Annotated in this window: 16 protein-coding genes; 1 reads left to right on the top strand and 15 read right to left on the bottom strand. The window is 59.0% G+C overall.

From position 1 onward, the window contains the following. Position 1 precedes the first annotated feature (1 nt). The 4 genes from ACOWVD_RS00610 to ACOWVD_RS00595 all read right to left on the bottom strand — a co-directional run bounded on the left by ACOWVD_RS00610 (position 2) and on the right by ACOWVD_RS00595 (position 8,373). Positions 2-5,788, bottom strand: coding sequence for an amino acid adenylation domain-containing protein (locus tag ACOWVD_RS00610; RefSeq protein ID WP_421105373.1), 5,787 nt, complete (start codon positions 5,786-5,788; stop codon positions 2-4). 34 nt (positions 5,789-5,822) lie between these two features. Then, positions 5,823-6,692: a hypothetical protein gene (locus ACOWVD_RS00605; RefSeq protein ID WP_015378383.1), complete on the bottom strand. Its 870-nt coding sequence runs from the start codon at positions 6,690-6,692 to the stop codon at positions 5,823-5,825. Between the two features lie 108 nt (positions 6,693-6,800). Next, the gene (locus ACOWVD_RS00600) at positions 6,801-7,376 is read right to left on the bottom strand and encodes a helix-turn-helix transcriptional regulator (protein ID WP_004935315.1); all 576 of its coding nucleotides are present in this window, start codon (positions 7,374-7,376) and stop codon (positions 6,801-6,803) included. Positions 7,377-8,082: 706 nt separating this feature from the next. Beyond that, positions 8,083-8,373 (bottom strand): hypothetical protein, encoded by a 291-nt coding sequence (locus ACOWVD_RS00595; RefSeq protein ID WP_421105372.1) that lies wholly within the window; start codon positions 8,371-8,373, stop codon positions 8,083-8,085. A gap of 245 nt (positions 8,374-8,618) precedes the next feature. Between ACOWVD_RS00595 and ACOWVD_RS00590 the strand changes: the two genes are divergently transcribed. Continuing rightward, a complete protein-coding gene (locus ACOWVD_RS00590) occupies positions 8,619-8,846 on the top strand; it encodes a hypothetical protein (protein WP_004935320.1) in 228 nt (75 codons plus the stop codon). A gap of 266 nt (positions 8,847-9,112) precedes the next feature. Here the strand turns inward: ACOWVD_RS00590 and ACOWVD_RS00585 are convergent, their stop codons facing one another. The 11 genes from ACOWVD_RS00585 to tssH form a co-directional block, all read right to left on the bottom strand. Beyond that, the gene (locus tag ACOWVD_RS00585) at positions 9,113-9,466 is read right to left on the bottom strand and encodes a DUF6277 family protein (RefSeq protein ID WP_004935323.1); all 354 of its coding nucleotides are present in this window, start codon (positions 9,464-9,466) and stop codon (positions 9,113-9,115) included. A gap of 25 nt (positions 9,467-9,491) precedes the next feature. Further along, complete coding sequence (gene tssM / locus ACOWVD_RS00580; RefSeq protein WP_031300672.1) at positions 9,492-12,971, bottom strand: type VI secretion system membrane subunit TssM; 3,480 nt, start codon at positions 12,969-12,971, stop codon at positions 9,492-9,494. Between the two features lie 35 nt (positions 12,972-13,006). Then, positions 13,007-14,518 (bottom strand): type IVB secretion system protein IcmH/DotU, encoded by a 1,512-nt coding sequence (icmH, locus tag ACOWVD_RS00575; protein ID WP_021505815.1) that lies wholly within the window; start codon positions 14,516-14,518, stop codon positions 13,007-13,009. Then, positions 14,515-15,873 carry a type VI secretion system baseplate subunit TssK gene (gene tssK / locus ACOWVD_RS00570; protein WP_021505816.1) on the bottom strand — a complete coding sequence of 453 codons (1,359 nt, stop codon included), beginning with the start codon at positions 15,871-15,873 and terminating at the stop codon, positions 14,515-14,517. Before tssK ends, icmH begins: the two co-directional genes overlap by 4 nt. A gap of 1 nt (position 15,874) precedes the next feature. After that, on the bottom strand, positions 15,875-16,360 hold the full coding sequence (locus ACOWVD_RS00565) for a type VI secretion lipoprotein TssJ (protein ID WP_232095014.1): 486 nt from the start codon (positions 16,358-16,360) through the stop codon (positions 15,875-15,877). A 30-nt stretch (positions 16,361-16,390) separates the two neighbouring features. Beyond that, positions 16,391-16,756 (bottom strand): PAAR-like domain-containing protein, encoded by a 366-nt coding sequence (locus ACOWVD_RS00560; protein WP_031300673.1) that lies wholly within the window; start codon positions 16,754-16,756, stop codon positions 16,391-16,393. 6 nt (positions 16,757-16,762) lie between these two features. Further along, on the bottom strand, positions 16,763-17,377 hold the full coding sequence (locus ACOWVD_RS00555) for a DUF3540 domain-containing protein (RefSeq protein ID WP_004935341.1): 615 nt from the start codon (positions 17,375-17,377) through the stop codon (positions 16,763-16,765). Continuing rightward, on the bottom strand, positions 17,370-18,524 hold the full coding sequence (locus tag ACOWVD_RS00550) for a pentapeptide repeat-containing protein (protein ID WP_421105371.1): 1,155 nt from the start codon (positions 18,522-18,524) through the stop codon (positions 17,370-17,372). Before ACOWVD_RS00550 ends, ACOWVD_RS00555 begins: the two co-directional genes overlap by 8 nt. Then, positions 18,514-20,739: a DUF2169 domain-containing protein gene (locus ACOWVD_RS00545; protein WP_421105370.1), complete on the bottom strand. Its 2,226-nt coding sequence runs from the start codon at positions 20,737-20,739 to the stop codon at positions 18,514-18,516. Before ACOWVD_RS00545 ends, ACOWVD_RS00550 begins: the two co-directional genes overlap by 11 nt. A 12-nt stretch (positions 20,740-20,751) precedes the next feature. Beyond that, entirely contained in the window at positions 20,752-23,013 is a 2,262-nt protein-coding gene (gene vgrG / locus ACOWVD_RS00540; RefSeq protein ID WP_004935351.1) for a type VI secretion system tip protein VgrG, read from the bottom strand. A gap of 64 nt (positions 23,014-23,077) precedes the next feature. Next, positions 23,078-25,663, bottom strand: a complete 2,586-nt coding sequence (gene tssH, locus ACOWVD_RS00535) for a type VI secretion system ATPase TssH (RefSeq protein ID WP_421105369.1) — start codon at positions 25,661-25,663, stop codon at positions 23,078-23,080. Positions 25,664-25,674: the final 11 nt, after the last annotated feature.

Here is a 25,674-nt window from a genome sequence, read left to right as displayed (position 1 = left end):
ATCACGCCTCCTCCGCCTGGATAATCCCGTCTTCGGCGCGGATTTCGCTGTCGGGCGGAAGGTGGGCGATCGCGAGCGCAATGGCCTGAAAACGGCGTCCTACCGCAACGATGGTCTCCTGAGCTATCTCGTGAGAATCATAAAACAGTGAAATGGCGAGCCGTTCCGCTTCGGGGAACAAGCACAGCACCGTCTGGTGGTTGCTGCCGCTGACGATATCCGTCACCTGGAACGTAAACGGCAAGCGCGGATCCTTCTGCGGTTGCGGCATGTTTTCAAACACAAACAGGCTGCCGAACGGCGAAGTGGGCACCCATTGTTCGTCGTAGCGGTTCAGTTCGGAAAAGGCGTACTTCTGCCTCAGCGTCTGGGAATCCGCGATATCGGCCAGCAACGCATAAATGGGCCGGCGGCGAATCGCCTGCAGGCGCAGCACCGGGCTGGCGACACACAGGCCAAACAGCGTCTGCACCTGCTCAATGTCCGCCGGGCGCTCGCTCATGGTCGTGCCGATCGCGATATCGTCACAGGCCAGCGCTTCGGCCAGCGCCAGCATCCAGGCCAGCTGCGTCAGTTGATTGACCGTGATCCCCTGGCGCCGGCAAAACGCAGTGAGGCTTGCCACCTGTTCCGCGCTGAATTCCGCGCCATATTGCCGCATGCGTCGCCCCTGTGGCGCGGCATCCGGCGAAGCGCTCAACGGCAAACGTTGGTTGACCGGCGCCCCGCGCAAATAGTCCGCCCAGAACGCCTGCGCCTCGGGATCGTCGCCGTGCGCGCGCACATAAGCGGCGAAAGGCTCAAATCGGTTAATTTCCAGCGCCGGCGCGCCCCCTTCCAGCAAGGTGAGGTAGTCGTTGAACCAGTGTTCGAACAGAACGCCGAGGGACCAACCGTCGAACAAGATATGGTTAAAGGTCTGCACCAGATAGTGCTCATCGGCGTTCAACTTGATCAGGCGCCAGCGGATCAACGGCGGTGCCTCCAGCTCAAACGAGGTTTCTCGTTCCCGGGCCAACAGCGCTTCCATCCTTTCTTCCAGCGAGGACGGCGGCGCATCGGTCCAATCCTCGATCGCGATCGGCGCCTGCAGCGTCTCGCAGATGAAGACGTTGGGCCGCCCACGGCGGGTTTGATCGCCAAACCCGGCGCGCAGCATTTCAAATCGCTGCAGCGCCAGCGACCAGGCCTGGTTCAACACCTCCGGCTGCAGCGGGCCGGCCACCTCATAAACGGCCTGATCGATCTGATACTCGCGGTTAAGCCGGTTGAAATACATCAATTCCCGCTGCGTGACCGTAGCCTCGAAAACGGCGGCGATGCGATGACGTTGCTGCCAGCGGTCCAACTCGGCGAGGCTGACGTTGGCATGGGGGAAGTCCCCCGGGCTGGCGAGGCGAACGCCCTGGCTCGCCTCGTGGCAACAGTGTGCGACCAGCGCCGACACGCTCTCCCGATAGTGCGAACCGATCCGGGCCAGCGTCGCCTGCGGCAATAAGCCCGACATCACGATGCTCAGCCGGTCGCCGTGCACGTAGAGCACCAGATCCAGCACATTGTCGCTCGCCGGCAGCGCGCCGTTTTCCAGATCCGCCGTTTGGTCGATCAAGGCCCACAAGGCGTCGTCAGTCTGTTCGTTAAAGACCCCGAGATAGTTGAATGAAATGGCCGGCAAGCGGTGGCGCCGCAGACAGGCTATCGCTTCGTCGTCCGACGCTGAACCGTATTTCAGCGCCGAATAGCCGATGCCGTGATCCGGCATCTTTCTTAATGCGTCCTTGATGGCGCGCAGCGTGTGTTTTGGGCTCTGATGGGCGGTGATGCGCAAAGGCAGTAAGGCGGTGAACCAGCCGACGGTGTCGTCGAGCTGGATCTTATCGTCATTGATATCGCGGCCATGGTGTTCGAGCGTCAGGTAACTGTCCGCACGGCCATGCCAGGCCTGCAGCACCGGCGCCAGCGCCGCCAGCAACACATCGCGGATCGAGGTGCGGTAGGCCTGATGACAGCTGTCCATCAACAGCGTCGTCAACGCCGCGTCGCACTCGAAGCGGCAAAACGCCGGACTCTGCGCCCCCTCGCTGAGCGTGGCGTAATCGGGTTGCCCGGCGATCATCGCCAACCAGTAAGCGCATTGGTCATGCCGGCTCGCCGCGTAGTGCCTTAACGTCTCGCCCCACTGCCGATAGCTGGTGCCTTTCGCCGACAGCGATTCCCCCTGATGCAACCGTCGCATGTCTCTGACGATGATGCGCCAGGACACCACGTCGATGATCAGATGATGGAATGCGCAGAACATCAGCGCGTAGCCGGGCGCGCTGCTGTCGAAAATGTAGACGAAGCGGCACAGCGGCCCTTCTACCGGATCAAACCCCGATTGCCATTGATGCAGAAGTTCGGCGCGGCTTTGGCGACAAAGCGCCAGGTCATAGTATCCCCATGAAGGGCCGCCGTCGGCCACCGACAGATAGCGCTGCGCGACCAGCGCGCCGGCGTCGTCGGCGCTAAAGCGCGCGCGCAGCATGTCATGGCGCGACGCCAGCCCGTTCACCAGATCGGCCACGCGCTCGGCGGACATCGGCGGCACCCGCACCAAAAAAGTCTGGTTGAAGAAGGCGCGATGTTGCGGCGGCTGCTCGTTGTACCAGCGCTGAATCGGCAGCAATTCGAATTCGCCCTGCAGCTCGCCCTGTTCATTGAGCGGCGCAATCGCCTCCCGTTGCTGCAAAATGCGCTTGGCCAGCGCCCGCGCATTCCGGGTTTCGAACACCGCACGCGAGTTGCTGTGATAGCCCGACTTGCTCAATTCGCTGGTGAACACGATGCTTTGGATCGAATCACCGCCCAGACGAAAGAAGTCGTCATCCACCCCTACCCGTTCAACGCCGAGGATCTCCGCCCACAGGGCGCAAATCAACGCCTCCAGCGTATTCTGCGGCGCGGCATATCGCTCGCTTTGCGCGAATTGCGGCGCGGGCAGCGCCGTGCGATCCAGCTTGCCGTTCACCGTCAGCGGTATCTCGTCGAGCGCGACATAGCTGGACGGCACCATGTAATCCGGCAGGATCCGCTCCAGCCGGGCGCGCAAATCGGCAGGATCCAGCGGCTCGCCCCGCGCCATCAGCACATAAGCGGCAAGGCGCTTGCTATCGCGATGGACGACATCCACCACGACGCATTTCTCGACGCCCTCCAGCGCATTGATCGTATTTTCTATTTCGCTGAGTTCAATTCTGAAACCGCGGATTTTTACCTGGCAATCGTTTCTGCCGAGATACTCCAGATTGCCGTCGCGCAACTCTCGCACCCGATCGCCGCTTTTATACAAGCGTCGCCCGTTCAGCGTAATGAAACGCTCTTGCGTCTGCTGCGGCTGGTTGAGATAGCCGCGCGCCAGCGCGTCTCCGCCGATATACAGCTCGCCGGCCAGCCCTGGCGGCAACGGCTGCAGCCAGCGATCCAGCACATGAAGTTCGCGTCCCGGTATGGCTCGCCCAATCGGGATGCTGCTGCGGGTTTCGTCGGCCGCGATGGCGTACATCGTGGTGAACGTGGTGCATTCCGTCGGGCCATAGCCATTGATGACCTGCTGCGGGCGGTTGGCTTGCCGCACCAGGCGCTGCATCAGCGTGGCGGTCAGCGCCTCCCCGCCCACCAGCAGACAGCGCAGCCCGGCGAACAGGTCGGGGTGACTGAGGTAAAGATGATCGAACAGGCTGCGCGTCGCCCACAGAATCGATACCTGCTGCCGACGCAGCAAGGCTTCCAACTGCGGCACATCGCCGGCGATATCCTCCGTGTCGCGCACGACGACCAATTTGGCGCCGTTGAGCAATGCGCCCCACACCTCGAACGTCGCCGCATCGAACGCCGGGCTCGAGAGGAAGAGCAACGCGTCATCGGGCGTGACAGCGATGCCGGACGCGGTCGCCAACCCGCACATCGCGTGTTGCTCGAGCATCACGCCTTTCGGGATCCCCGTAGATCCCGAGGTATAGATCACCGCGCCGAGCCGGTCGGCGCCGGTGACGGCTGGCAGATTCTGCCGCTCGTGCGGCAGGCGGTTCAGATCGCCCAGCGTGAGGACGGACACGGCGTGCGGCATCATCGCCGCCAGCGCCTCGGCGGCCGATTGCAGGCTTTCCCCGGCGATGAGCACCGGCGCGCGCGTTTCTTCGAGAATATGCCGAATGCGCGCCTGAGGATAATTGCAGGAGAGCGGCACATAGGCCGCACCGGTTTTCAGCACCGCCAGCAGCGCCACCACCATTTCCAGGCTTTTCTCGCTGTACAGCGCAATCAGCGTGTCCGTCTGGGGGGCGCCCCCGGTCAGCGCTTGGTAGCGGAGCGTAATTTCGCGCGCCAGGCTATTCGCCATGCCGTTCAGCTCACGGTAGCTGACATACAGCCCCTCAAACTCCAGCGCAATCTTATCCGGATAACGCAGCGCGATCGCCTCAAACCGGGCGCTGAGGGTTTCTCTCGGCAACGCGGGGGCCGCGTTGTCATCTGGCGGCATGTCGGCGGCGGGATAAAAGGCGAGGTGGCGTAAAGGCGCGTCAGGCGCGCGCATCGCCGCTTGCATCAAGCGCATGAAATGTTCCGCGCAGTCGCGCATATCTTCTTCGTCAAACATGTCCTGACGAAAACGCAGCCGGAACTGCAAGGCATCGCTGTCGGCCCGATCCTCATATTCCAGGGAAAGCGACGCACTGGCCATATCGTGGTTGGCTTCAAACAGCGGCGAAGTGGCGCAATCGGCCAGCGCCAAGGCCGCATCGCGCAGGTTGGTCTGGGCAAAGGAAATCGGCATCGCGCGGATCCCCAGCGCCTGCACCACCTGTTGCGTGGGCAGTTGGTTAAACCGTTGGCGCGAGTGCGGCGCCGCGGCGGTAATAAACGCCAGCGCGCGTTGATAAACGGCGGCGAAACCTTCGCCGTCACGCAGCGAGAGGGGCATCACGCTGGTGTTTACATGCCCGCCAAGCGCAAATCTTTGCCCCTTTTTTATCGACACCGGATAGCTGATATAGACCGTTTCCTGATTGCCGCTACGCGCCATCAAGATGCCCCACAGCACCAGCAACGCCAGAAAGTCATTCATTCGCCGTATTCCCGCGCCCTGCTTCAGCGCTTTCCATTGCGCTTTGGGCACCTGGAAACGCAGCTCGGCCGCCTCATCGTTTCGCACGGCGCCGCTTTTCTCAAAGGGCACGTCTATCGCGCCCAAATTTGCCGCTTCGGCCCGCCAGTGCGCCAGCGCTCCGTCGGCGGCCAGTTGTTCCACCTCGCGCTGCAGCTGCCGGTTGATGGCGGCAATCTCGGCCGCCTCGAGGCGTGTCGATAACCGCTGTTGACCATAGTACTGGCTCACCAATGAGAAAAACTCGTCGGAAGACGCGCCGTCGATCACCAGATGATGGCCCACCAGCGCCAGGGTATAGCGCCCCGCCCCCTCGGCGAAAAGCGCCCAACGATAAAGCGGCCCGCGGTAAATGTCGAAGGGCTGGCGAATCACTTGGGTCAGCAGCGTGCGGTCCGTGTAATGCTGCAAAGGATGGATTGCGTCATTGCGACGCCAATACAGCTCGCCATTCTGTTCATGAATATGGCTGTTCAGCAGGACATGATCTTGCACCAGCGCATTCAGCGCAGCTTGTAATCTGATGGGATCCAGCGCGCCCTCAATACGCTGCAGCACCAATACGTTGTAATTACAGCCTTCTGGATGGCGGTCATATTCATCGATAAAAACTTTTGAATAGGGTGATACAGGAATCTCTTCCATGACAAACACTCCATTTAGAATACACGTGCCCTGCTTAACGGCGATCCATGCGGCATACCCAAACCTCTTTCGGCATCAGCTCGCTTATCTTTTCTGAGTAATAACCGATCAGCATGTTGATGCGCTTTTCTGCAATGACCTCCGCCGCCTGAGCGCAAATCGACTTGTAAAAACCAATAGGGATCATCACTTTGCAACGGCTATGCAGGTGCCGACAAACGCCGATGGCCCAGGAAAAACACTCCCTGGAAGGATTGGAAATATCCAAAAGTTCGGCACACTCACTGGAACAGCCAATCACAGCGTAGAGATTGCCTTTATTGATATAATGAATTTTATGATACAGAGGATGTTTTTCAATATATTCAAATGCGCGATGATCTTTTTCTCGCCCCAGATTATTGATAAAACTGGCCTGCCGCGCTTGGCCGCCCTCGGTAAAACGAAAGGCCATAAACTTATCAGGCTTTAAGGTTAATTCGACGAAGGGATAGATTTGCGTATTGGTGGTTAAATACTTTCTGAAAATCTTTTCATAAACCCTGATCTTCCTGTCATCGGAAAAGCAGATATCCGCCGCCACATCCGAACGCTTAGCCTGCAGGAAAAAATCTTTCAAGACGGTGGAAGATTTGACCTGACGGTGGATCCCAAGATCGCCAAGCATATTGACATTAAAAGACAATTTATTGATTTTAAAAGGATAAAAACTGGATACAAACATCCCGAGATAACGTTCTTGATCCTTGTAAAATATGCCCGTTTTTTCCATCGGCGCCCCACAATGCGGATCGAGCAAATGCTTCCAGTGCAGGAAACGCTCCCCGCCCAAATCTCTGCCATAAAGCTCCTGCAATAATTTGAAATGATTATGAGAAACCGCTTCCCTCACAAAGACAGCCATGTTTTATCTCCCTATAAAACCGATTCCATGCCGGGCGGAAATCAATAAAAGATGACCGCTCAGCGCCGTTGATAATACGGCGCCGGACCGTTCGCTTCCTTTCCCTGATTAACAAGAGTCGCTGTGCATTTTTAACCAGCGCAAGAATTCAATATTATTATCGATGTTCAGTTTTCTCATGGCCGAACGTTTATGAATACTCACCGTTTTCGGGCTGATGCCGAGCAACATCGCCGTTTGGTTTTGTGAATAGCCCAAATGAATCAAACGGCACACTTTCCCCTCGCTAAAGGTCAACTGGGTACGGCAACGCGGGCAATAGCTTGAAACCAAACTATTTTTCTTGCGATAGCAGAACATGACCTTGTCCACGATCGCCGCCACGCTGTCTTTGCGCGTAATACTTCCGGCTTCCAAATTGCAATGAATTTTAGGGAATGTCTTTTTATGCTCCAATATTGAAAAATAGAGCGGAATAGAAGAAAAGTTGCCCTGCAAAAGCTGGGTATGGCAAAAATTTATGGACACCCGCTTGTCCGGCGCCCTGAATATGATGTTGGCACGTTCTTCTCCCGTGATCTTGGCCTTAATACCATTCGTGAGAAAACCTTCTTGCAAGGCAAGACTCAACCCCAGCTTGAAGAATTGATTTTTATCCACAATAGCGATATTGACGCGCTCCATTAACAAACCTCCCTTTTGACTACGCTTGCTCACTCTCCTTACTGCAATATCATTGCTGTGATTATTTTTTGTTTTAACGTGCTTTTTAATAAAAAAGCGTTATAGGCGAAGCAAAAAAGACCTTGCCTCGCAAAGGTGCATTTTATATATAGGGTTATATAAATCATCTGCCCTGGAGAGCATACAAAAGCAAGACGCGGTAAGCTGCCGCGCTTCGCAAGGGAAATTGCTATCGTAAGATATATTTATAAGGCATCATTGCCATCAGCATCACGGTGCTAAGATTTTTCTCTGATACGTTAATTTTACTCCAAGAGCGCAATATATCCAGATAAATATCGAAAAAACACATAATATAGAACATAACATTGCGCGGCATTGATTGTTAAGAGAATCCGTTTATGCATTAGGAATTTACTTATGATAAAGGCAGGATAATGCTTTTTTCGCCCGTGGCGGCGGGATCATCGCAGACCCTATTAAACAGAGTATAACCATATTCATTTTATTGTAAAAAAATTGCATAAAAAAAAGCTACACTTTATGGCAGTAAGTGATTCCCGCCCTTTCATGTAGACGGCAACAAAAAAGAAGAAGGCGAACCCATCGGCCGCCCACGCAAGAAACGCCAGGTAGGATTAAAGATTTTTCAGGAGTGATGCGCAGCACAGAGAGATAACGCGGCATCGTTGACGAGCGGGGTGAATTATATTTTTTTGATCCTCATCAGCTTTTTTGCCTCCAGGCAGGAAACCAATCCGAGGTGATCTTTTTTTAGCTGCTTGTCGCTCCCAAGAGGAAGAATGACTTTGAACGTTTGCAACTTACCGTGATTATTATAGATATCAAAGACTATCACCGGCGGGCCATAACCCAGGATCATGCAGTCTAAAAACCGCAAAACGGCGCACCCCAAGCGGCTCCTGGCCTCGCGGATAATTTTATCCGCAAGCTCACCATACCGGAAAGGTCTTTCCGGCGTCGTCAATACCTTCATAAGGTCTCCCTTCTGGTATATATCATTCCGATTTAAAATAATAACCTCATAAAACCGCCGCCGTTCAAGGCGAGTGAGACATAATAATCCAGACTTCATCAATATATAATCTAACGATGCAAAATCAATCTAACAAAAAACACAATAGTATAAAAAAACAGCGCGAGTTTTATTGAAAAAATGACCTAATTTGCAATAATTAAATGGCCTGAAGTAAAGGGCTAACTGAAAAAGGAGTTTCAATCATGAAAGAACTATCCGCAGTAGAAATTGAACAAGTTAACGGTGCTGGTTTTTTTGGTGACGTAGGCACACTGATTGGCAGTGCGGTAGGTACAGGTATTGATACCATTTCCGCGATTGCCGGTGTTAACCCGGATGCCAAAACCGTTGTCGGCACCATCGGTAAAGGTATTGGTCTGGCTGTCGATGCGCTGATTTCCAGCGGATTGCAGATCATCTCTAAACTGTAATAACAACTCATAATCATCCCTTCCTATTTTTTAATTCGCTTCATTTTAAGCACCTTCGCGGGTGCTTTTTTTTTACTTCAAAGAATCAAAAAATAGATAAGGTCAGATAAACCAATATCCAAAAAAACAGGCTGGGTATCACCATGATAAAAAAACCCATGCGTTTATTGGCGTTTTTGAGCATCCAGTCATAGATCATCGCACCACTCCTTGTGAATGCCGGGAGGCATTTCCGCCTCCCGGTATTTTATCCATCAAGTTTTTGATTACAGTTTCGGTACTTTGGAAAAGAAGTCCGCCATTTCGTGCGGGAACCCTTTCGCAATCGCCGGACGAAGATCGTCCATGGAAACATTAAAATCTTTCGGCTGCTCGCCCGTTTGCATTTTTTGGTGTGCGTTCACATTCGATTGCAGACCATTAAAAATGCCCTTCATATTGCCGAACATATCATCGCAAGATTTTGTCACGTTACTCATGACCGACTTGGCCGCATCCGGCCCCGACATTTGAATATTGCTGACGCCTTGCATAAACGGTTGACTCAGTGACGATTGGGAGTTGGTGCCCAAATTGCCGCCGGCCTTCATGGTTTCTAAAATTTTGGCTGGATCTAACATGTTTATCACCTCTTTACGGTTGTGTTTACATCGCTTTCGGGCACGAGAATCCTCGCAACGCCCGTGACCAAAGTGGGAAATCTTTCATCGTCGAGCGCAATTCCAGTTTGAGCACGCCCACCACCGACGACATCGACATCGTCAGCTCTCGTCTGTCGCTGGCGAGCGGCACGGGATTGCTGGCGTCGAACATCCGGAACAAGGCCCAGGGCCCGTCGAAACTGGCGACCTGGATCTGGCCGGTGCCGGTGCGGAAGGTCAGTCGAACATAGCTGCCGCCTTTCGGGCCCGGCCAATCGATACGGGTAGGCTGGCTGAAACCATGGCTGTAGTTAATCACCTGCCCATCGATATCCAGGGTCGCTTCCGTAATGGTCGGGGTCAGAGACAGCGGCCTGATGAACATGGAGAAGGACAGCTTGTCGCCGGCGGTGAAGAAGGTATCGCGGATCAGCCGGGCATTTTCAAACGCGCCCAGCGTGCTGGCATTGACGATCCCCTCTGAACCCGGTTTGGCATTCCATTTCTGCGCGTTGACGTCCACATAAGGGGCCAGGTTCTCATCGAAGAACTGCTGCATCGCGCCGCTTTGGCCAAACATGCGCGAGAAGTCCTCGATGCCGACCTCCGCTCTGGCGTTGCGCGAGAACGGATAACGCCCGCTGATGCTGCTCTTGCACAAGCCGGAGGCCAGCGACGAAGCGCCTTTGCTCAGGTTCTTCTGGCTTTGCTGAATCGTCTGGCTGTCCCCGACCTGCAACAGATCCATCATCACGCTGCGCACCGGTTCCGGCTGGCGCGCCGCATCCAGCTGCAGGCGCTTCAGCGTGCCCCCGGCGGGCACCACCTGGCCGCCGCGCAGCGAGGTGGACAAGGTGGTCAACTGGCTGTACAGCGCTTCGAAACTGCGGCTCAGCGGATCGTTGCTGGCGTTGGTGGTCTGCAACAGCTGATAGCCCAGACGGCGCAGCAGCTCGAAGCGATCTTCCACCGCGCGCTCCGGCGTGAGACGAAAACGCGCGCGCTCGCCGGAAATCTCGCCCAGGATGTCGCGCCGCTGCTGCTCGATGCGGTTGCGCTGGCGATCGAACCAGCTTGCCGCATCGCCCTGGTTGGTGCCGGTCATGCTGGTTTCGCGCGCGGCGAAACGCACCAGATTGGCCAGCGGAGAAGAAGGATCGGACAGTTGACGCGCCAGGATCGCCGCATCCTCAAGCCCGTTGACCGGCCGGGCGCGCACGTCGCGCATGAACGCATCCCATTTGTCGGCATACTCGATGAGGTAAAGCTTCCTCGCCTCGTCGGCCAGCTTCTGCGCCGAGGCCAGCGAGTTCACCGCGTTTTTCCCTTCCCCACTGTCGCGCAGCACCCAGGACTCTTCTTCGATCATGTCCTTGGCGGCGTCATCGAGCTGCGCCAGGAAAACGTCGCGATAGCTGGCGCGGGTATAGAACCCCGGCACGGCGGTATCGGTGACCGTCGCCTGGCTCTTGCGGCGCAGCATCAAGGAGACGTTCGGTCCGGCGGCGTCGGCCAACGAAATATCGTTGATCGCCGCCGGCAGCGGTTTCTCTTCGATGCGGCGCACCACCCGCACCTGCATCGGAATGTTCATCGCTTTCACCCGCGCCAGGCGCAGCAGATCGCCGTTCATCTTCATGACCGGCGCGTCCGGCAAAGAGAACATCTCCCGCAGATGGTAAGCGAAGATGCCTTTGTTCATGTCGGTGTAACCCTGCGGCATAAAGGTTTCCCAGCGCGCCATGAACCAGTCGACCAAGGCTTCGGCGGAGCGATGCGAAGGTTCGCCCATCATCAGGTACACTTTCAGGGTGCCGTAGACGTCCTTGTTGGACGCCGAGACGTCATTCTTGAGTTCGTCCGCGATATAGTTTTCCACCGCCGGCCAGAAGATCTGCAGCAAATGGCGTTGGTAGGTTTTTTGCGCCGCGCTGTTGATCAGCTTGTGCTCGAAATAGGGATTCGGCACCGGCGACACTTCGCCGCCCAATTGCGCGTTCATGTAGCCCAGCTGCTCATAGGCGGAAATGACATCGTCGCTGACGCGGTTAGTCACCGGAATTTCCCGCACGATGCGTTTTGTCTCATCGAAGCGCGCCGCAATGTAGGAGATGTAATCGCTCTCCCACAGGTAACGCATCGCCAGCAGATTAAACGAGACCGCCAACAGAATGAGCACCAGCACATAGCGGCCCAGGGAGCTCATGCGGCTGCCGAGCGGCCTGGCGTGCGAAGACTGCTGCATCACCCCGCGTTCTTGCCGGGCGTAATCCAGCTCCGGGTGATAAATGCGCCCGGTCGGGCGAGCTTCATAGATATCCGCCGCTTCCGCGTTGTAGATCGCCCCCTGCGGCGACAAGGCGATGGTGCTGCCCAGCCACACCTGCTGCAGATGGCAGGCGTAGCCCACCGGCGTTTGCGGGAAGATCTGCTCTAACAGGGAATACAGCGGGTTGCCCAGCGACCCCAGCGACTCGGTGAAGAACAGCAGCTGCTGGCGGTTTTGGCCGTCCGGCGCATCGTGCAACAGTTCGAGCACGTGATGGCTGACGCGCGCCACCATCTCCCGGTAGAGGGTTTCATACTGTTCGAAGGGGGTTTCTCCCTGTTCGGCGCGGTTCAGGCTGAACCCCATGCCTTTTTGCAACAGATCGTCGCCCAGCATCGACAGGAAGGTCTCGCCGCCGACCAGTTGATCGAGGTGGCTGATGGTAAGATAGACCGGCAGCTCGCTGCGGAACCACGAGGCCATCTCCAGCAGGCGCACGCGCAGCGCGTCGGCGACCGACTTTCTCTCCGTCAGCGAGGCGTGCAGCAACCAACGCGCATCAAGACACAGCATGATGCCGTCGATGCCCGGATGGCGGCGATGGCGGCGGATCAGTTTGAACAGGGTGTCGCGCGCCCTGGCACCCTCTTCCCCCAGACCGTTCAACTGCAGCCATTCGCCGGAAGTGTCGACATACACCGAATTCTCCGCCAGCCACCAGTTGCAATCCTGGGTCGGCCCGACGTCCACCGTCTGCTGCAGGCCATAGTGCTCGGCCAGCAAGAAGCGTTCGCCGCTTTCGCCGATCAGCGAGGTTTTGCCGCTGCCCGGCGGCCCGATGACCAGAAACCACGGCTTTTCGCTGACGTAACGGCGCGTCAGGCGGTATTTGAAGCGCTGCCAGGGGGTGCGCTGCTTCGCCGTGCCGACGTACTGCAAGGTGCGCAAAGCGTCGTAAAAGCGCGAGGTCACGCGATCTCGCTGGGCGGTCTTGCGTTTGGCCGGGGCCGGCGCTCGCGCGTGGCGGAACACCCAGGATAAGAACGTCGCCACGAACGGCCACAGCGCCCAGCACAGGATCAGCGCGATGATGATGCCCCTGACCCAGACCGACAGCAGCGGCCGATAGGTGCCGATGGCGATCAACGGCCCAATCCACCACACCACCGCACACAGCAGCAAGGCAATCACCAATATGAATGATCTACGTATCATATAATTTCCTTATTATCTCTACGCCGGCGGATGTCTTAGTTATCCTCGGGGACCTCGGCGGCTACCCCTGCCTGATTTAACGTTGCAGACGGTGAAGCCATCTCCCTCTCGCCGATTTTCCAAAGGATGTCCACGCGGCGGTTGCGGCGGCGCCCTTCTTCCGTCGCGTTGTCGTCCAGCGGCTCCTGATCGCCCTTGCCGACCGAGGTCACGGTGCGGTTGTATTTACTGTTGGCCAAGGATTCGCGCAGCTTGTCGGCGACCGTCTGCGCGCGCGCCTCGGACAGTTTCAGGTTGGAGTTGTTGGAGGTGTTGCGATACGGTTTGTTGTCGGTATGCCCGATGACCTCCAGATCGCCCGGCCACGGCGCCAGCGCTTCCCCCAAACGCTCGATGTTGCGTTTCTTTTTAAACTCTTCCGACAGCTTCGACTGCCCGGTGGCGAATGCGCCGTCGGAGGTGAAGATCAACAGCCAGCCGCGCGGATCGGCGCGCACCTCCAGCCACCCTTCGCTGAGGATTTGCGGCAGCGGCTGCGGCAGCGTCTCCATGATGTTGATTTTGCGCGGCTGCGGCGGTGTCCAGGCCAAAATGGCGTTGCGCAGCGCGCGGGACTGATCGTGCAGATACCAGGCGGCCGAGGCATACGCCAGCAGCGCGATGGCCAGACCGTAGCACAGCAGCTTCAGCGGCGTGATGCGGGTCGCCTTGCGCACCACTTTGCTCGGCTCGGCATCGGCCAGCGTCTGCGTCGGGTTCTGGCTGTACAGATAGCCGTCAAGACGGTTGCGCACGTCGGCCAACAACACCGCGCCGCGTTCCATCACGTGGTATTGCCCTTCGAAGCCCAGCGACAGGATCAGATCGTAAAACGCCAGGATCGCCTTGTTGCGCGGCGAGGCGGCCAGATAGGCCTGCAGATGCTCGAAGCACTTTTCCCCGCCCCAGGCGTCGCGATAAAACTCCACCAGCAGGCTGAGATTCAGTTCGCCGGATTCGAGCGTGCTCATGCAGCACTCATCCACGTAGGAGCACAGCAGATAGGCCAGCTTGTCCACATCGCTCGGCGCGATGTGATCCGCCAGCAGCGTCTGCTGAAATTGTTGGATCTCACGCACGATCTGCGCGCGCACCGCGCCCGGATTCAGCTGTTTCTGATCGCGCACCCGCTCCACCTGCAGCAGGACCGGGATAGCGGCGGCGATCAGCGGGTTGTCCCAATGGCCCATCATCACGCCGGGCTTGCTCAGCGCGGCGCGGCCAAACAGCCCGCTCGAGGTCGGCGCCGCCTCGGCCGGGCGCTCGCCCGGCGCGGGCTCGCTGCTTTCCGGCGCAACGCTTTCCGCTTCATAAGGCTTGGGTTCGGGGGGCGTCGCCACCCCGGCGCTTCCCGGCCGCAGCTTGGCGGCCAGCGCCCGCGCGCCGAAGGACAGCGCGGCGATCTCCGCCGTCGTTTTGCCCACCGAGCCGGACGCGGGCAGGCGCGGCGTCGCGTTGTTGCGCGTTACCGCCATCGCCTCGCGTATTTTTCTCTCGAATTCGTTCATCCCACCCTCCCTTGCCTTAATCCCCAGACGTCAAAACGCAGGTCGGGGAAATCACCCACGATGCTGAGCGCCATCGCCGAGCCGGCCATCATTTCCTTATAAATCGGGTCGGCATGATCAACCTCGAAATAGATGCTGTTCGGGTAATACGGTATGTGCCGCGGCGGCGAGGCCATCGGCAGCAAGCGAGCGCCCGGCAATTGCAGATCGATCAGCTGAATGATTTTCTCGACCGGCCCCAGTTTGACCTGTGCGGGGAAATACGAGCGCAGATGCTCGATGGACAAACCGCAGCTGACGGCGAACACCAGTTTTTCCAGACGCAGCTGCGAATCGTTCGGGCACAGATAAATGCTGTCGCCGCGATCGATAAACGGCAACGCCACCGCCGGCGCTTCGATCACCAGCGACAGCGCGCGGCGAATCGAGGCGAAGAGCTGGAAGTAGCAGTTGTGCGGCTCATCGTGCAGATACACCAAATCGGCCCGATCCCAGAGGCGTTCGCCGCCGGGAATGATGCTGAGCCGCCCCAGCAGGCTCAGCAACGTGTCGAACAGGGTTTCAGGATGTACCTGCGGGCTGGCCAGCAGTTGGCTGATGCGCAAATTGAACTCGCTCAAGGTTTGCAGCAACAGCAACTCCAGCAGCTCGGAAAGCCCGCCGATCGTCATATGCACGTCCGGGCGGAAAACCGACTCCAGACGCTGGCTGATCAGCCCAAGCAATTCGGTGGTGAAAGCGGGCAGCCAGCCGATGGCGCGGAAATCCAGCATCGGCGGCAAGGCGCGCTCATCCAGCAGCACCCGACGATCGCTGGTCAGCTCGCGCACGAAACCGACCGGCAGCACGCTTTCCGCGCTGCTGACCGCGTCCTCCAGGCTTAGCCGCGTCACCAGGCTGCCCAGTTGCATCGTGCACACGCGCGGGGTCCCTTCCAGGCTGACGCCGTGGTTGCGATCCGGCACCTCGGCGTCCATGGTGCGAAAACGGCTGCTTTTTCGCGCATCCTGGATAAGATCGATCTGGGCGTTGCCGGCGATGTCCATCAGCACGGACAGGCACACCACTTTCCCCTGGCAGCCTTCTCCCAGCACCAGCGGCGGCGGCAGCGGAATATCCTCAGGCATGCTGAACGCCGTGCCGTCGGGGAAAACGCCCTTGGCTTTCTTCAGCGCAAACTTGCCCTGTTCCAATAGCCCGTTGTCGATCTCCAGCGTCAGGAACCCCCAGGTGAAGGTTTCGACGCTGCGCAAGCGCGCTTCAATCAAGTGCTCGAAAAAACGTTCCTGCTGCTGGAAATGCTGCGGTTCCATCAACATGCCTTCTACCCAGGCGACGCGTTGTTTAGGTAACATGTCATTCATCCATTTTGTCGTTAGTCACTATGCTGAGTGACGTCATCCCCACCATCACCTTCATTTGCGAATCAGCCTGCGCAGGGGACTTTTGCTCGGCGAGCGGCAACACGCCGCTGATTTGCTGAAACTCCGCCCCGACGACGACCCATCGCTCTTGCCCCGCCGGCACCTCGAAGCGATAACGCAACGTCTCCCTCGGTTGCAAAATGCTCTGGTGCCGGCTCAGCGCCCCTTCCGACGGCGCCGTCTCGCGGCAAGGAGCGCCGTCGCCAATCCCCTCGGGCATCCACCCCGAGCGATTGGTTTCTATCACGCACACCTTGACCGGCTGCGCCTCCCCGGCGGCATTCGGGTTCACGTTGTCGTTGGCGGTCACCTCGACGTCGATAAACCGCAACCGGCGCCCCGCATCCGCAGCCTCATCATGAGAAAACCAGCTGCATCCGCCGAGCATCCCCACCGCCAACAGTCCCCCTGTCGCCATCCCCCGGAGCGTTTTCACCATGCTGAACTCCTATGCATTAACGAAACATTTGGTCTGACTCGGCGCGACCTGAGTGGCGACCATGTTGTTATTGTTCGTCGTGCTGGAATCGCCTAGCCGCGTGACCGGCATGCCGCCGGTGAAATACTTGCCCGATCCCTGCACCGGCTGCATCTGGGCCGAATGCGTCCCGGAGGCGGCGCCGATCACCCCGCCCGAATCGACGGTGGCCGCGCGAATGCTGCCGAGGTTCTGTTCATTGCCGCCGCAAAGGAAACAGTTAGGCACGTTCGGTATGCCGGTGTTGTTGGGCGCGGTGTTCGGGCCCGGCGCCGGTATCATCGGGTCACAGCCGGCAAAGCTGATCCCGGCCATGTTGTTATTGGCTGCAGTCATGGTGGTTTACCCCATATGTATCTGGCCGCCGTCGATCTTCAGCACCGCCGAAGACTTCAGAGAACCAATTTCACTGTTGATGACGAGGGATTGCCGCGCATCCTGAATGATGTGCTTCGCCAGCACCTCGTCGGTTTCCTCCACCCGCCGGCTCGCGTGCTTGCTGCGCACAAACAGGCGTTGAGAGATTTGGTGCAGCGTTTCGGCCACCCAACGGCTGCTGCGCGTCAGCAGCGTGAAGTGCGGGCTGCGCAGCGTCAGCCGCTTGCCGCCCTGCAGCTCGATCTCCGGCGCCACGATGCGCAAGTTGGCGCAGCGGCTGTCCAGCGTCATGACGGCGTTCGCCTGTTGCCGCGACAAGATCTCGGTGATGACCAACTTATCGCCGTCGGCGATGACGCAAACGCGATCGCCCGCCAGCGGCTGAACCAGACAGCTGGTGGCGACCGCCAGACAATGGGCTCGCATGCCGTCGACATACAGACTGCCGTTGGCGTCGGCCGCCAGCGTCACCACCTTGCGCCCCCCTTGTTCGGGAAGCGGAGCGCTGCGCACCAACTGCAAAGGCGTCACCCTGGCGTTGGCATAGACCTTCTGATGCTCTCTTCTGGATTTATACATATCTGCTTACTCCTGTTGGCCGTTGATACGACGGTTGCCGCGGCCCCGGTTGTTGATGCACATACCAGGCGTCGATCGCACTCAAGAACGGATCGGCGGTAAGCGGCACGTTTTCGGCGCGATGACGCTGCGCGCCATGCAGGCGAGCGCTCTGTTGCTGAGCGGCGGTCAACGGCTGTTCGATCAGGTTCGCTTCCCGCAGTTCGGCCTGCTCAAGATTGGCTAACGCCAGATCGCACGCCCTGAATTCCGCTTGCGGCAAGATGGCGCGCCCCCAGTTGGCGCCATTCATCGCGCATTCGCTGAACCGGGCCTTCTGCCCCTGCGCCAGGGTCAGCGTCGCGCGTTCGAAATCGCAGCGCAGCGCCTGAGCTTCAGCGAAGATCGCCGAGGTCAGATCGCTGTCGGCGAACGAACACCCCTCCAATTCGCTGCGGTGAAAACTGGCGCCCTGCAGCTGTAGCTGCGCCAAAGTGCAGCCCGACAGGCGGCAGGTGAACCAGATTCGCGCCTGCCCCGCGATCGTCTGCCAGCTGCACGTCTCCAGCCGGCAGCTCCCCATGATGTGGCGCTCGAGGGTCGACGCCTGCCACAGGCACTGCGTGAGTTGGCAGGCGTACCAGTTGGCGTCCTGTATCACGTCCTGATGAAACATCAGGTTGGTCAGGGTGCTGGACTGCACCGCCAGATGCCCCAGGCTGCTGCGTTCAATTTCCGCGCCGTTGACCTCGCACCGGATCAAACCGCAGTCATCCAGCAGACAATCGCCGACGTAACACCCCTGCAGCGTGGTGTCGTTGCACGCCAAATTGCACAGCAGCCCCTGTTGCAGCGTCAGGTTGTCAAACCGGCATTCGTTGAACGACAGGCGCATCAGGCTGCCGCCGATCACGTTGACCTGCTGCAGGGTGCAGCCCTCAAAGCGCACCGCCCGCAAATCACAACCTTCAAACGTGACGCGTTCGAAATGACAGTCGATGAAAAAGCAGTCGCTCAGCGTCAACCCTTTCAGCTCGCGATCGTGGAACCGGCGTTTCTTGAAGATCCGCGGCATGGGCGGCGTCTGCGCCACCGCCTGGGCGACCTCCAGTTCGATCGCCTCTCGGTCAGGCAGCGCCTGTTGAATCACGCGGCTTTCAGTTTTCATGCGCATAGTCCCCATGAATGATTCTGCGCGGCACCCAACACGCACGCTCCAGCAGACAACCGCTGAACCGCGTGCCGGCGTCCTGCCAGGTCATCGCCAGATGCGCCGCCGCCAGATTGCACTGGTCAAATGCCGCATCGCGCAGATCGGCGTTATAAAACAGGCCTTGCTGAGCGCTGCTGTTTTGCCAACGTGAGTGCGTCAACAGGCTGTCTTTAAACCGCACGCCGGCCAGATCGCAGCCGGCGATCGCGCAGGCCGTCAGATCGGCCTCGTCAAAGTTGCATTCAGTGAAAACGCTGTACTGCAGTTGGCACCTCTCCATACGCGCCGCTTTCAATCCCACTTTGGTGAAACAGCTATCGCTGAACACGGCGTGGGAAAAGTTCACCTGCATGCCCGCCGTCAGGCTCTCGACACGGCAGCGTTCGAACCGCACGCCGCGCCAGTTGCCGCCAAGGAACGAGTTTTTGGTGAGCGTCATCTCCAGCGCAACCGCCTCTTCGGCGAGGCAGCGGTTAAACACGCACGCGTCCAGCTCGCCTTGCAGAAACTGCGCGCGGATCAGCGTCGCGCCATTAAACATGCCGTTGCCGATCGCCGCGTGTTCAAAGCGGCTCGCGGTGAAATCGCCCCGCTCGAAAACGCAGTTATCCAGCTTCACGTGGTCGGCGCGCAGGCCTTGCCCCTGAGGCTCCGCCAGCGTCACCCGTTCGAAGACCGCCTCTTGCCACACGCTTTCCGCCAGCAACGGCTTTTGCAGCGTGCACGAGATCATGCGGATCTGGCGCAGCGCCGCCTGCGTCAGGTTGACCCCATCAAAAACGCAGTTTTCGAAGGTGCAGTTCTCAAAAGAAGCCTGCGAGAAATCGCAGCGCTCAAAGCGGCACTGCAGAAAATGCCGGCCCGACAGCGCCTCGCAGCGCAAACCGCTGAAGGTCTTTCCTTCCACGGTCGCGCTATCGGGGAAAAACGCGTCATTGCCGTCTTCGGCGGGAAGATCCGGCAAATCGGGCAGCGTCACGGAAGCCGGCTCCACCGACGTTTGTTGCTGGTGCAAGGCGATCGCCTCGCGGATGCGTCGATAGAACACGGCGGAATCGCCCAGAGAGGTGGGCGACGGATCGTAACGCAAGTCGCTGGGGTGATCCGACACCGCCTGGATGACGTTCAACCCCATCTCCGCCGGCATCAGATCCGGATCGAACAGAAACTCAAAGGGCGAGGCGTCATCGTCGCTGCGCTTGCGGAATACCTGTTGGAAATAGTCGAACGAGCGCGGCGCATCGCAGCGATCCAACGCCAGCATGACGGACTCGATGGACTCGTCCAGCAGGTGCGTCAACGGCGTATTGCCGGTGAAGATAAGCAAAGCGATGTCGCTGTCGGGCAGGAACCACAGCGTTTTGCGCTGCAGCTCGATTTCCTCGAGGCTGTCGCTATCGTGACGGCGGATGAACGCCCGTCCGCGCACCGCCGGCAGCTCGCCGCGAATCGCCTCGCTTTGCGCGCCGACGCCCTGCAGCTCGAAGGGCACCCGATCCGGCCACGCCGCTTCCGGCAACCATTGCGCCGGCGGCGCCATCTGGAAATAACGCCGATCGATATTGGCCGGCAGCCCGGGGAATACCGTCTCGAGATAGGCTTTGCCGGCGATCTGGCCCGCCACCTTATCGATGTGCGCCTTGCGCAGCGCAAACTCGTGCGGCACCGGCGCCGGCGCCGCCAGCGGAGAGCGCTCCTGCGCTGTCCCCTCGGGAGACAGCGTCATCAGCAGCGGCCGCAGCCCGTCATTGCAGCCGCGGCCAAACGGGTTCTCCTTGTTGTCTTTGCCGCCCCAGGCGGAGGTGTGATCCAGCGGCACGCTGAGGAAGGGTTCCACCTCCATCGCGCCGCGCCGTCCCTCGCCCTCGACCCGCCAACGGCGCTTCAGCCCGCCGATGTCGGCGCTGACATTCAGCGTTTTCACCGGCTGACCGATACCGGCATGGCCGGCGATCAGGTATTCGGCGAACGGCTTCGGCTCGGCAACATCCAATATCGGCAGGCTGAGCGGCACACGCTTCCACGCCTCCCAGATTTCGGCTTCGTTCACGAAGTGTTCAGGCCGGGACAGGTAGCATCCGGCCACGACGCTGATGCCGAGCCGGCTGTCTGTCCCGATCTGGTAACTTCCTTTAATCGCCACCAATTGCTGTGGCCGTATGATTCTCATTGCCGCGCCTCGTTAGTTTTTGCTTTGCATCCCGACTTTTTTCAAATCGACGCCGGTCTCGGACAGTGACGCGCCGGTATAGCTGATCGACACCCCTGTCGTGCTGGTGCTGCTGCCGGTATTGCTGACGCTGCTGCCGGTATTGCTGACGCTGCTGCCGGTGCTGCTGACGCTGCTGCCGGTGGTGCCGACGCTGCTGCCGGTGGTGCTCACGCTGCTGCCGGTGGTGCTGATGCTGCAGCCGGTGGTGCTGGTCGACGATCCGGTGGTGCTGATGCTGCAGCCGGTGGTGCTGGTCGACGATCCGGTGGTGCTGACGCTGACGCCGGTAAAGCTGGTGCTGCTGCCGGTCTGGCTGGTGCTGACCGTGGTGTAGCTGTTGCTTTCGCCGGTCATGCTGTTGCTGATGCTGGTGAAGGAGTTGCTTTCGCCGGTCATCGAGTTTGATACGCCGGTGCAGCTGGTGCTCTGCCCGGTGAACGAGGTGCTCAGCCCAGTGAACGAAGTGCTGACGCCGGTAAATGACGTGCTCACGCCGGTGAACGAGGTGCTGACGCCGGTGAACGAGGTGCTCACGCCGGTGGCGGTGAGGCTGACGCCGGTCATCGACGCGCTGACGCCTTTAATCGAGGCGTCAAACCCGGTAATGCTGAAGACGTAATCCTTGTAAGAGACGTGGTTGGTGAACCAGTCGGTAAAGGTGCGGCGGATGATGTCGAACTTGTCCATTCCCACCTCGGTGGCCTGGTTGCGCTCCACCGTGGTTTGCAGATCGCGTTCGGCATGCAGCATGACGCGTTCGTTGTTGCGGTTGTCATCGAAGGTCAACTGGCTGGCATGCTGCGGCTTGCCGAAGCGCAGCGAACGCGACACCATGCCCGAGTAGTTGATGTATTCAGGCAACTGATAAGGCGGCGGGTTGTCGCCGTTATACACAATCCCGGTCACCATCGGACGATCGAGATCGCCGTCGACATAGGTCACCAGCACTTCCTGGCCGACGCGCGGCATGGCGATCACGCCCCAGCCTTTCCCCGCCCAGGCCTGCACCACACGGATCCAGCAAGAGCTGTCTTCCTCGGTGGTTTTGTAGCGATCCCAGTGGAAATGCACGCGGATGCGCGCAAATTTGTCGGTATGCACTTCGGAGTTGGGCGCGCCGACCACGGTGGCGCTCTGGATGCCCGGCATCTGCGGTTTTGGCGTTTCGCGCAGCGGGCGGAACGGCACGTCGTCGTTCAACGCATTGAAACGGCAGGTGACGTTGCGGCCGTCGCTGCTGCTGTCCGGGCCGTCTTGCACGAACACATAGTCGCAACGGGTCAGTTTGAAGCGGCGGTTGCGGTTGGCGTCCGGGTGCAAAATCAAGGAGAAATCCTTGCCGGCCATCAGCCCGACGGCGTTGCTCTCGCCAAACAGCAGATGGCCGTCGCTTTGCATTTCTTCAAGGCGCAGCCGCGCCAGGTTTTCACCGCGTTCGGTATCCACATAACCCGCCGCGTAGTCGTACCACTCCAGCGGGGTGTTCTGCAGGCCGAGGCGGCTTTCTTCCACCTTGGTTTGCAGGTTCTTGCGCGGGTTCTGGAAGTCAAAGTCGCGCAGCACGATTTCATTCGGGCGCACTTTGCGGGAGCGCTGGATGCGCTGGATCCCTTCACGGATGGCGCGGTTTTCTTCGCTGTCCGGCATGAACGGCAACACGGCGTAACCGAAATCCAGATCGTCGAAATTCTGCCGGTCGGTGATCACCAGCGTGTGCTTATCCTCGGCGTGATCGAAGTAATACCAGATGCCTTCGTCTTCCAGCAGGCGGCTGATAAACGCGAAATCCGTTTCGGAAAACTGCACGCAATATTCACGCGTCGGATAAGTGCCTTGAATATCCAGACGGTAGTCGGCAAAACCGTAGCGCGAGAAGATTTGCTCGATGATGTCGAGCACGTTCAAATCCTGGAAAATGCGGCTGTTGCGGTTCTGCATCAAAAACCACAGCCAGGTGCTCAGCTCCAGCTTATAAACGAACTTATCCTGATGCTGCCCCGAATCGGAGGCGCCGATCACGTAAGCGTAAAACGGCCGCGCGCCGAAATCCGGCCTTTCTATTTGAATGCTGATCCCTTGACCCAGCAGAGATTCATAATCAACGTCCGCCTGTTCACATTCGAATTCGAGCGTATATTGCGAGTTGCTCGACAACCCTTCTTTGGTGGTGAAGCTGAGTGGAAACGCATTTAATTCGGCTAACACCGGGTTATCAATTTCGATTAAAGGCATAACAACCTCTCTGATCCGATATCGAACCCCGCCCCGCGTTTACGGGCCGGCGGCAAATTAAAAATCAGTCGAAATAAACACTTAAACTATCGTTCTCGACCATGAGTTGGATATTCTGCAGTTCCTGTCCCGTCCGTTTGCGCTTCAGCACTTCATTGCTGATGGGCGGCAAAATCGCCTGCTGCAACAGCGACTCGACCGCTCTGCCGCGCGAAGGATGGGCGCTGATGCGTTTGGCTATCCAGCCTGGAATGTCGCCTTCCAGCACCAGCGACACGCCCACTTCTTTGTGCAAACGCTGTTGTAAACGCGAAATCTGTTTGGTGGCGATATGGGTTATCGCTTCGGTAGAAAGCGGCACGTAGGGAATGACGTTCATGCGCGCCAACAGCGCCGCCGGGAAGAAGCGCGCCAGCACGTCGTGCAACATCGGCCGCAGCGCTTCGGTTTTCAGATCCGGCGTTTCCGCCAGCGTCGCTTCTATTTCGCCGGCGCCGATATTGCTCGTCATTAAAATGAAACACTGGCGGAAGCTGATCATGCGGCCCTCACCGTCTTCCATCACGCCCTTGTCGAAGACTTGATAAAACGCCTCGTGGATATCGGGATGCGCCTTGTCGAATTCGTCGAGCAAGACGATGGAATAAGGTTTGCGGCGCACCGCCTCCGTCAACTTGCCGCCCTTGCCGTAGCCGACATAGCCCGGCGGCGCCCCTTTCAGGGTGGAAACGGTATGCGATTCCTGAAACTCGCTCATATTGAAGACGATCAGGTTATGCGCGCCGCCGTACATCGCCTCCGCCAGCGCAAACGCGGTCTCCGTTTTGCCGACGCCGCTCGGGCCGGACAGCATGAAAACGCCCAATGGCCGATCGTGCGCCTGAATGCCGGCGCGGGAGATGCGCACCGCCTGCGCGATTTCATCGATCGCCGTCTGCTGGCCGAATATCTGGCGGCTCAGCAGTTGATTGAGATTGAGCGCATTGTCCAGATCGCTTTGCAGCATGCGGCCGGTGGGGATGCCGGTCCAATCCGACAACACTTCCGCCACGACGCGGTCATCCACCCACGGATACACCAACGGCAGACCGCCGTCTTGCAAGGCTCCCAGCTCGGAGGCCAACTGCGGCAAGCGCTCCGGCGACTGCCGCTCCGCGTCGAGCAAGGTGGTGACCGCCTGTTGCTCCTGCGCCTGCCGCTGACGCAGCACAGCCAGTTCGCCTTCCATATCGCTGAGGGTCTGCTGCAATTCAGTGATGCGGCTGAGCGCCAGATCGTCGAATTTGCTTTCCTCCTGCAGGCCGTTCATTTCGGTGCGCTTCACCGCCAACCCGGCCTCGAGCGACTCGATTTTTTCAGGCAGCGCATGCTGGCTCAGCGCCACCCGCGCGCAGGCGGTATCCAGCAGGCTGATGGCTTTGTCCGGCAGTTGCCGCGACGGCAGATGGCGCAGCGACAAATGCACCGCCGCCTGCAGCGCCGACTCGCGGATCTTGACGCTGTGGTGCTGCGCAAAATGCGGGGCGATGGCGCGCATCATGTTCACCGCATTCTCTTCGTCGGGTTCAGAAACCAACACGTACTGGAAACGGCGCGTCAGCGCGGCGTCCGGCTCGATAAACTGTTTGTATTCCGACCAGGTGGTCGCCGCCACCATGCGCAGCGCCCCCCTGGCCAGCATCGGTTTCAACAGGTTGACGGCGTCGCCGGTGCCGGCCTGCCCGCCGGCGCCCACCAGCGTATGCGCCTCGTCGCAAAACAGGATCACCGGCACCGCCGAATGCGCGATGGCGTCGATCAGCGCTTTCAGGCGCGATTCGAATTCGCCCCTCATGCTCGCCCCGGCCTGCATGCGCCCCAGATCCAAAGACAGCAGCCGGGCGCCCTGCAGCAGCGGCGGCACCTGCCCCTGGGCTATCTTGCAGGCCAGCGCTTCCGCCACCGCCGTTTTGCCGACCCCGGCTTCGCCCACCAAAATCGGGTTGTTCTGCCGGCGACGCAGCAAGATGTCGATCACCTGGCGCAGCTCCGCTTCGCGGCCAATCACCGGATCGATTTCACCGTCGCGCGCCTGGCGGGTCAGATCGGCGCACCATTTATCGAGAATATCGACCATCTCGGACGCCTCCGGCGCATCGCCGTGGGCGCTGTAGACCTCTTCTTCCTCTTCCTCATGCTCGACGGACTCCGCCAGAATCGCCGGATAATCGTCGAACAGCTGCGGGATCGGCAGTTTTTTGAACTCGTCGCTCAGCCGGTACAGGCTGCGCTGCAACGTGGGATCCTGCAGAATGCCGACCAGGATATGAATGGTGCGCACCCCGCCGGACGGCGTTTCGGCGAGCTGGCTCATCAGCAGCCCTCTTTCCACCACCGTTTCCAGTTGCGTCGACAGATCCACCACCGCATTCGTGCGGTTAGGCAAGGTATGAAGAATGCGATCCAACGCATCGCTGATGCGCTGACTGTTGATGGCGTAGTGCGCCAGGATCAGCGGCAAGTCGCCGCGTTCCTTGTCCACCAGGACTTTCAGCCAGTGTTCCAGCTCCACGTATTCGTGCCTGAAGGTTCGGCACAGCTTGGTCGCTTCGACGAACGACTGATAGGCAAAGTGGCCCAATCGCGAAAAAAGACGTTCTCGTTGATACACCTTAAATTTCC

Source organism: Serratia sp. SA088 (genome assembly GCF_049065515.1).
Lineage (GTDB): Bacteria > Pseudomonadota > Gammaproteobacteria > Enterobacterales > Enterobacteriaceae > Serratia > Serratia nematodiphila.
This window is presented reverse-complemented; position numbering and strand designations above follow the sequence as displayed.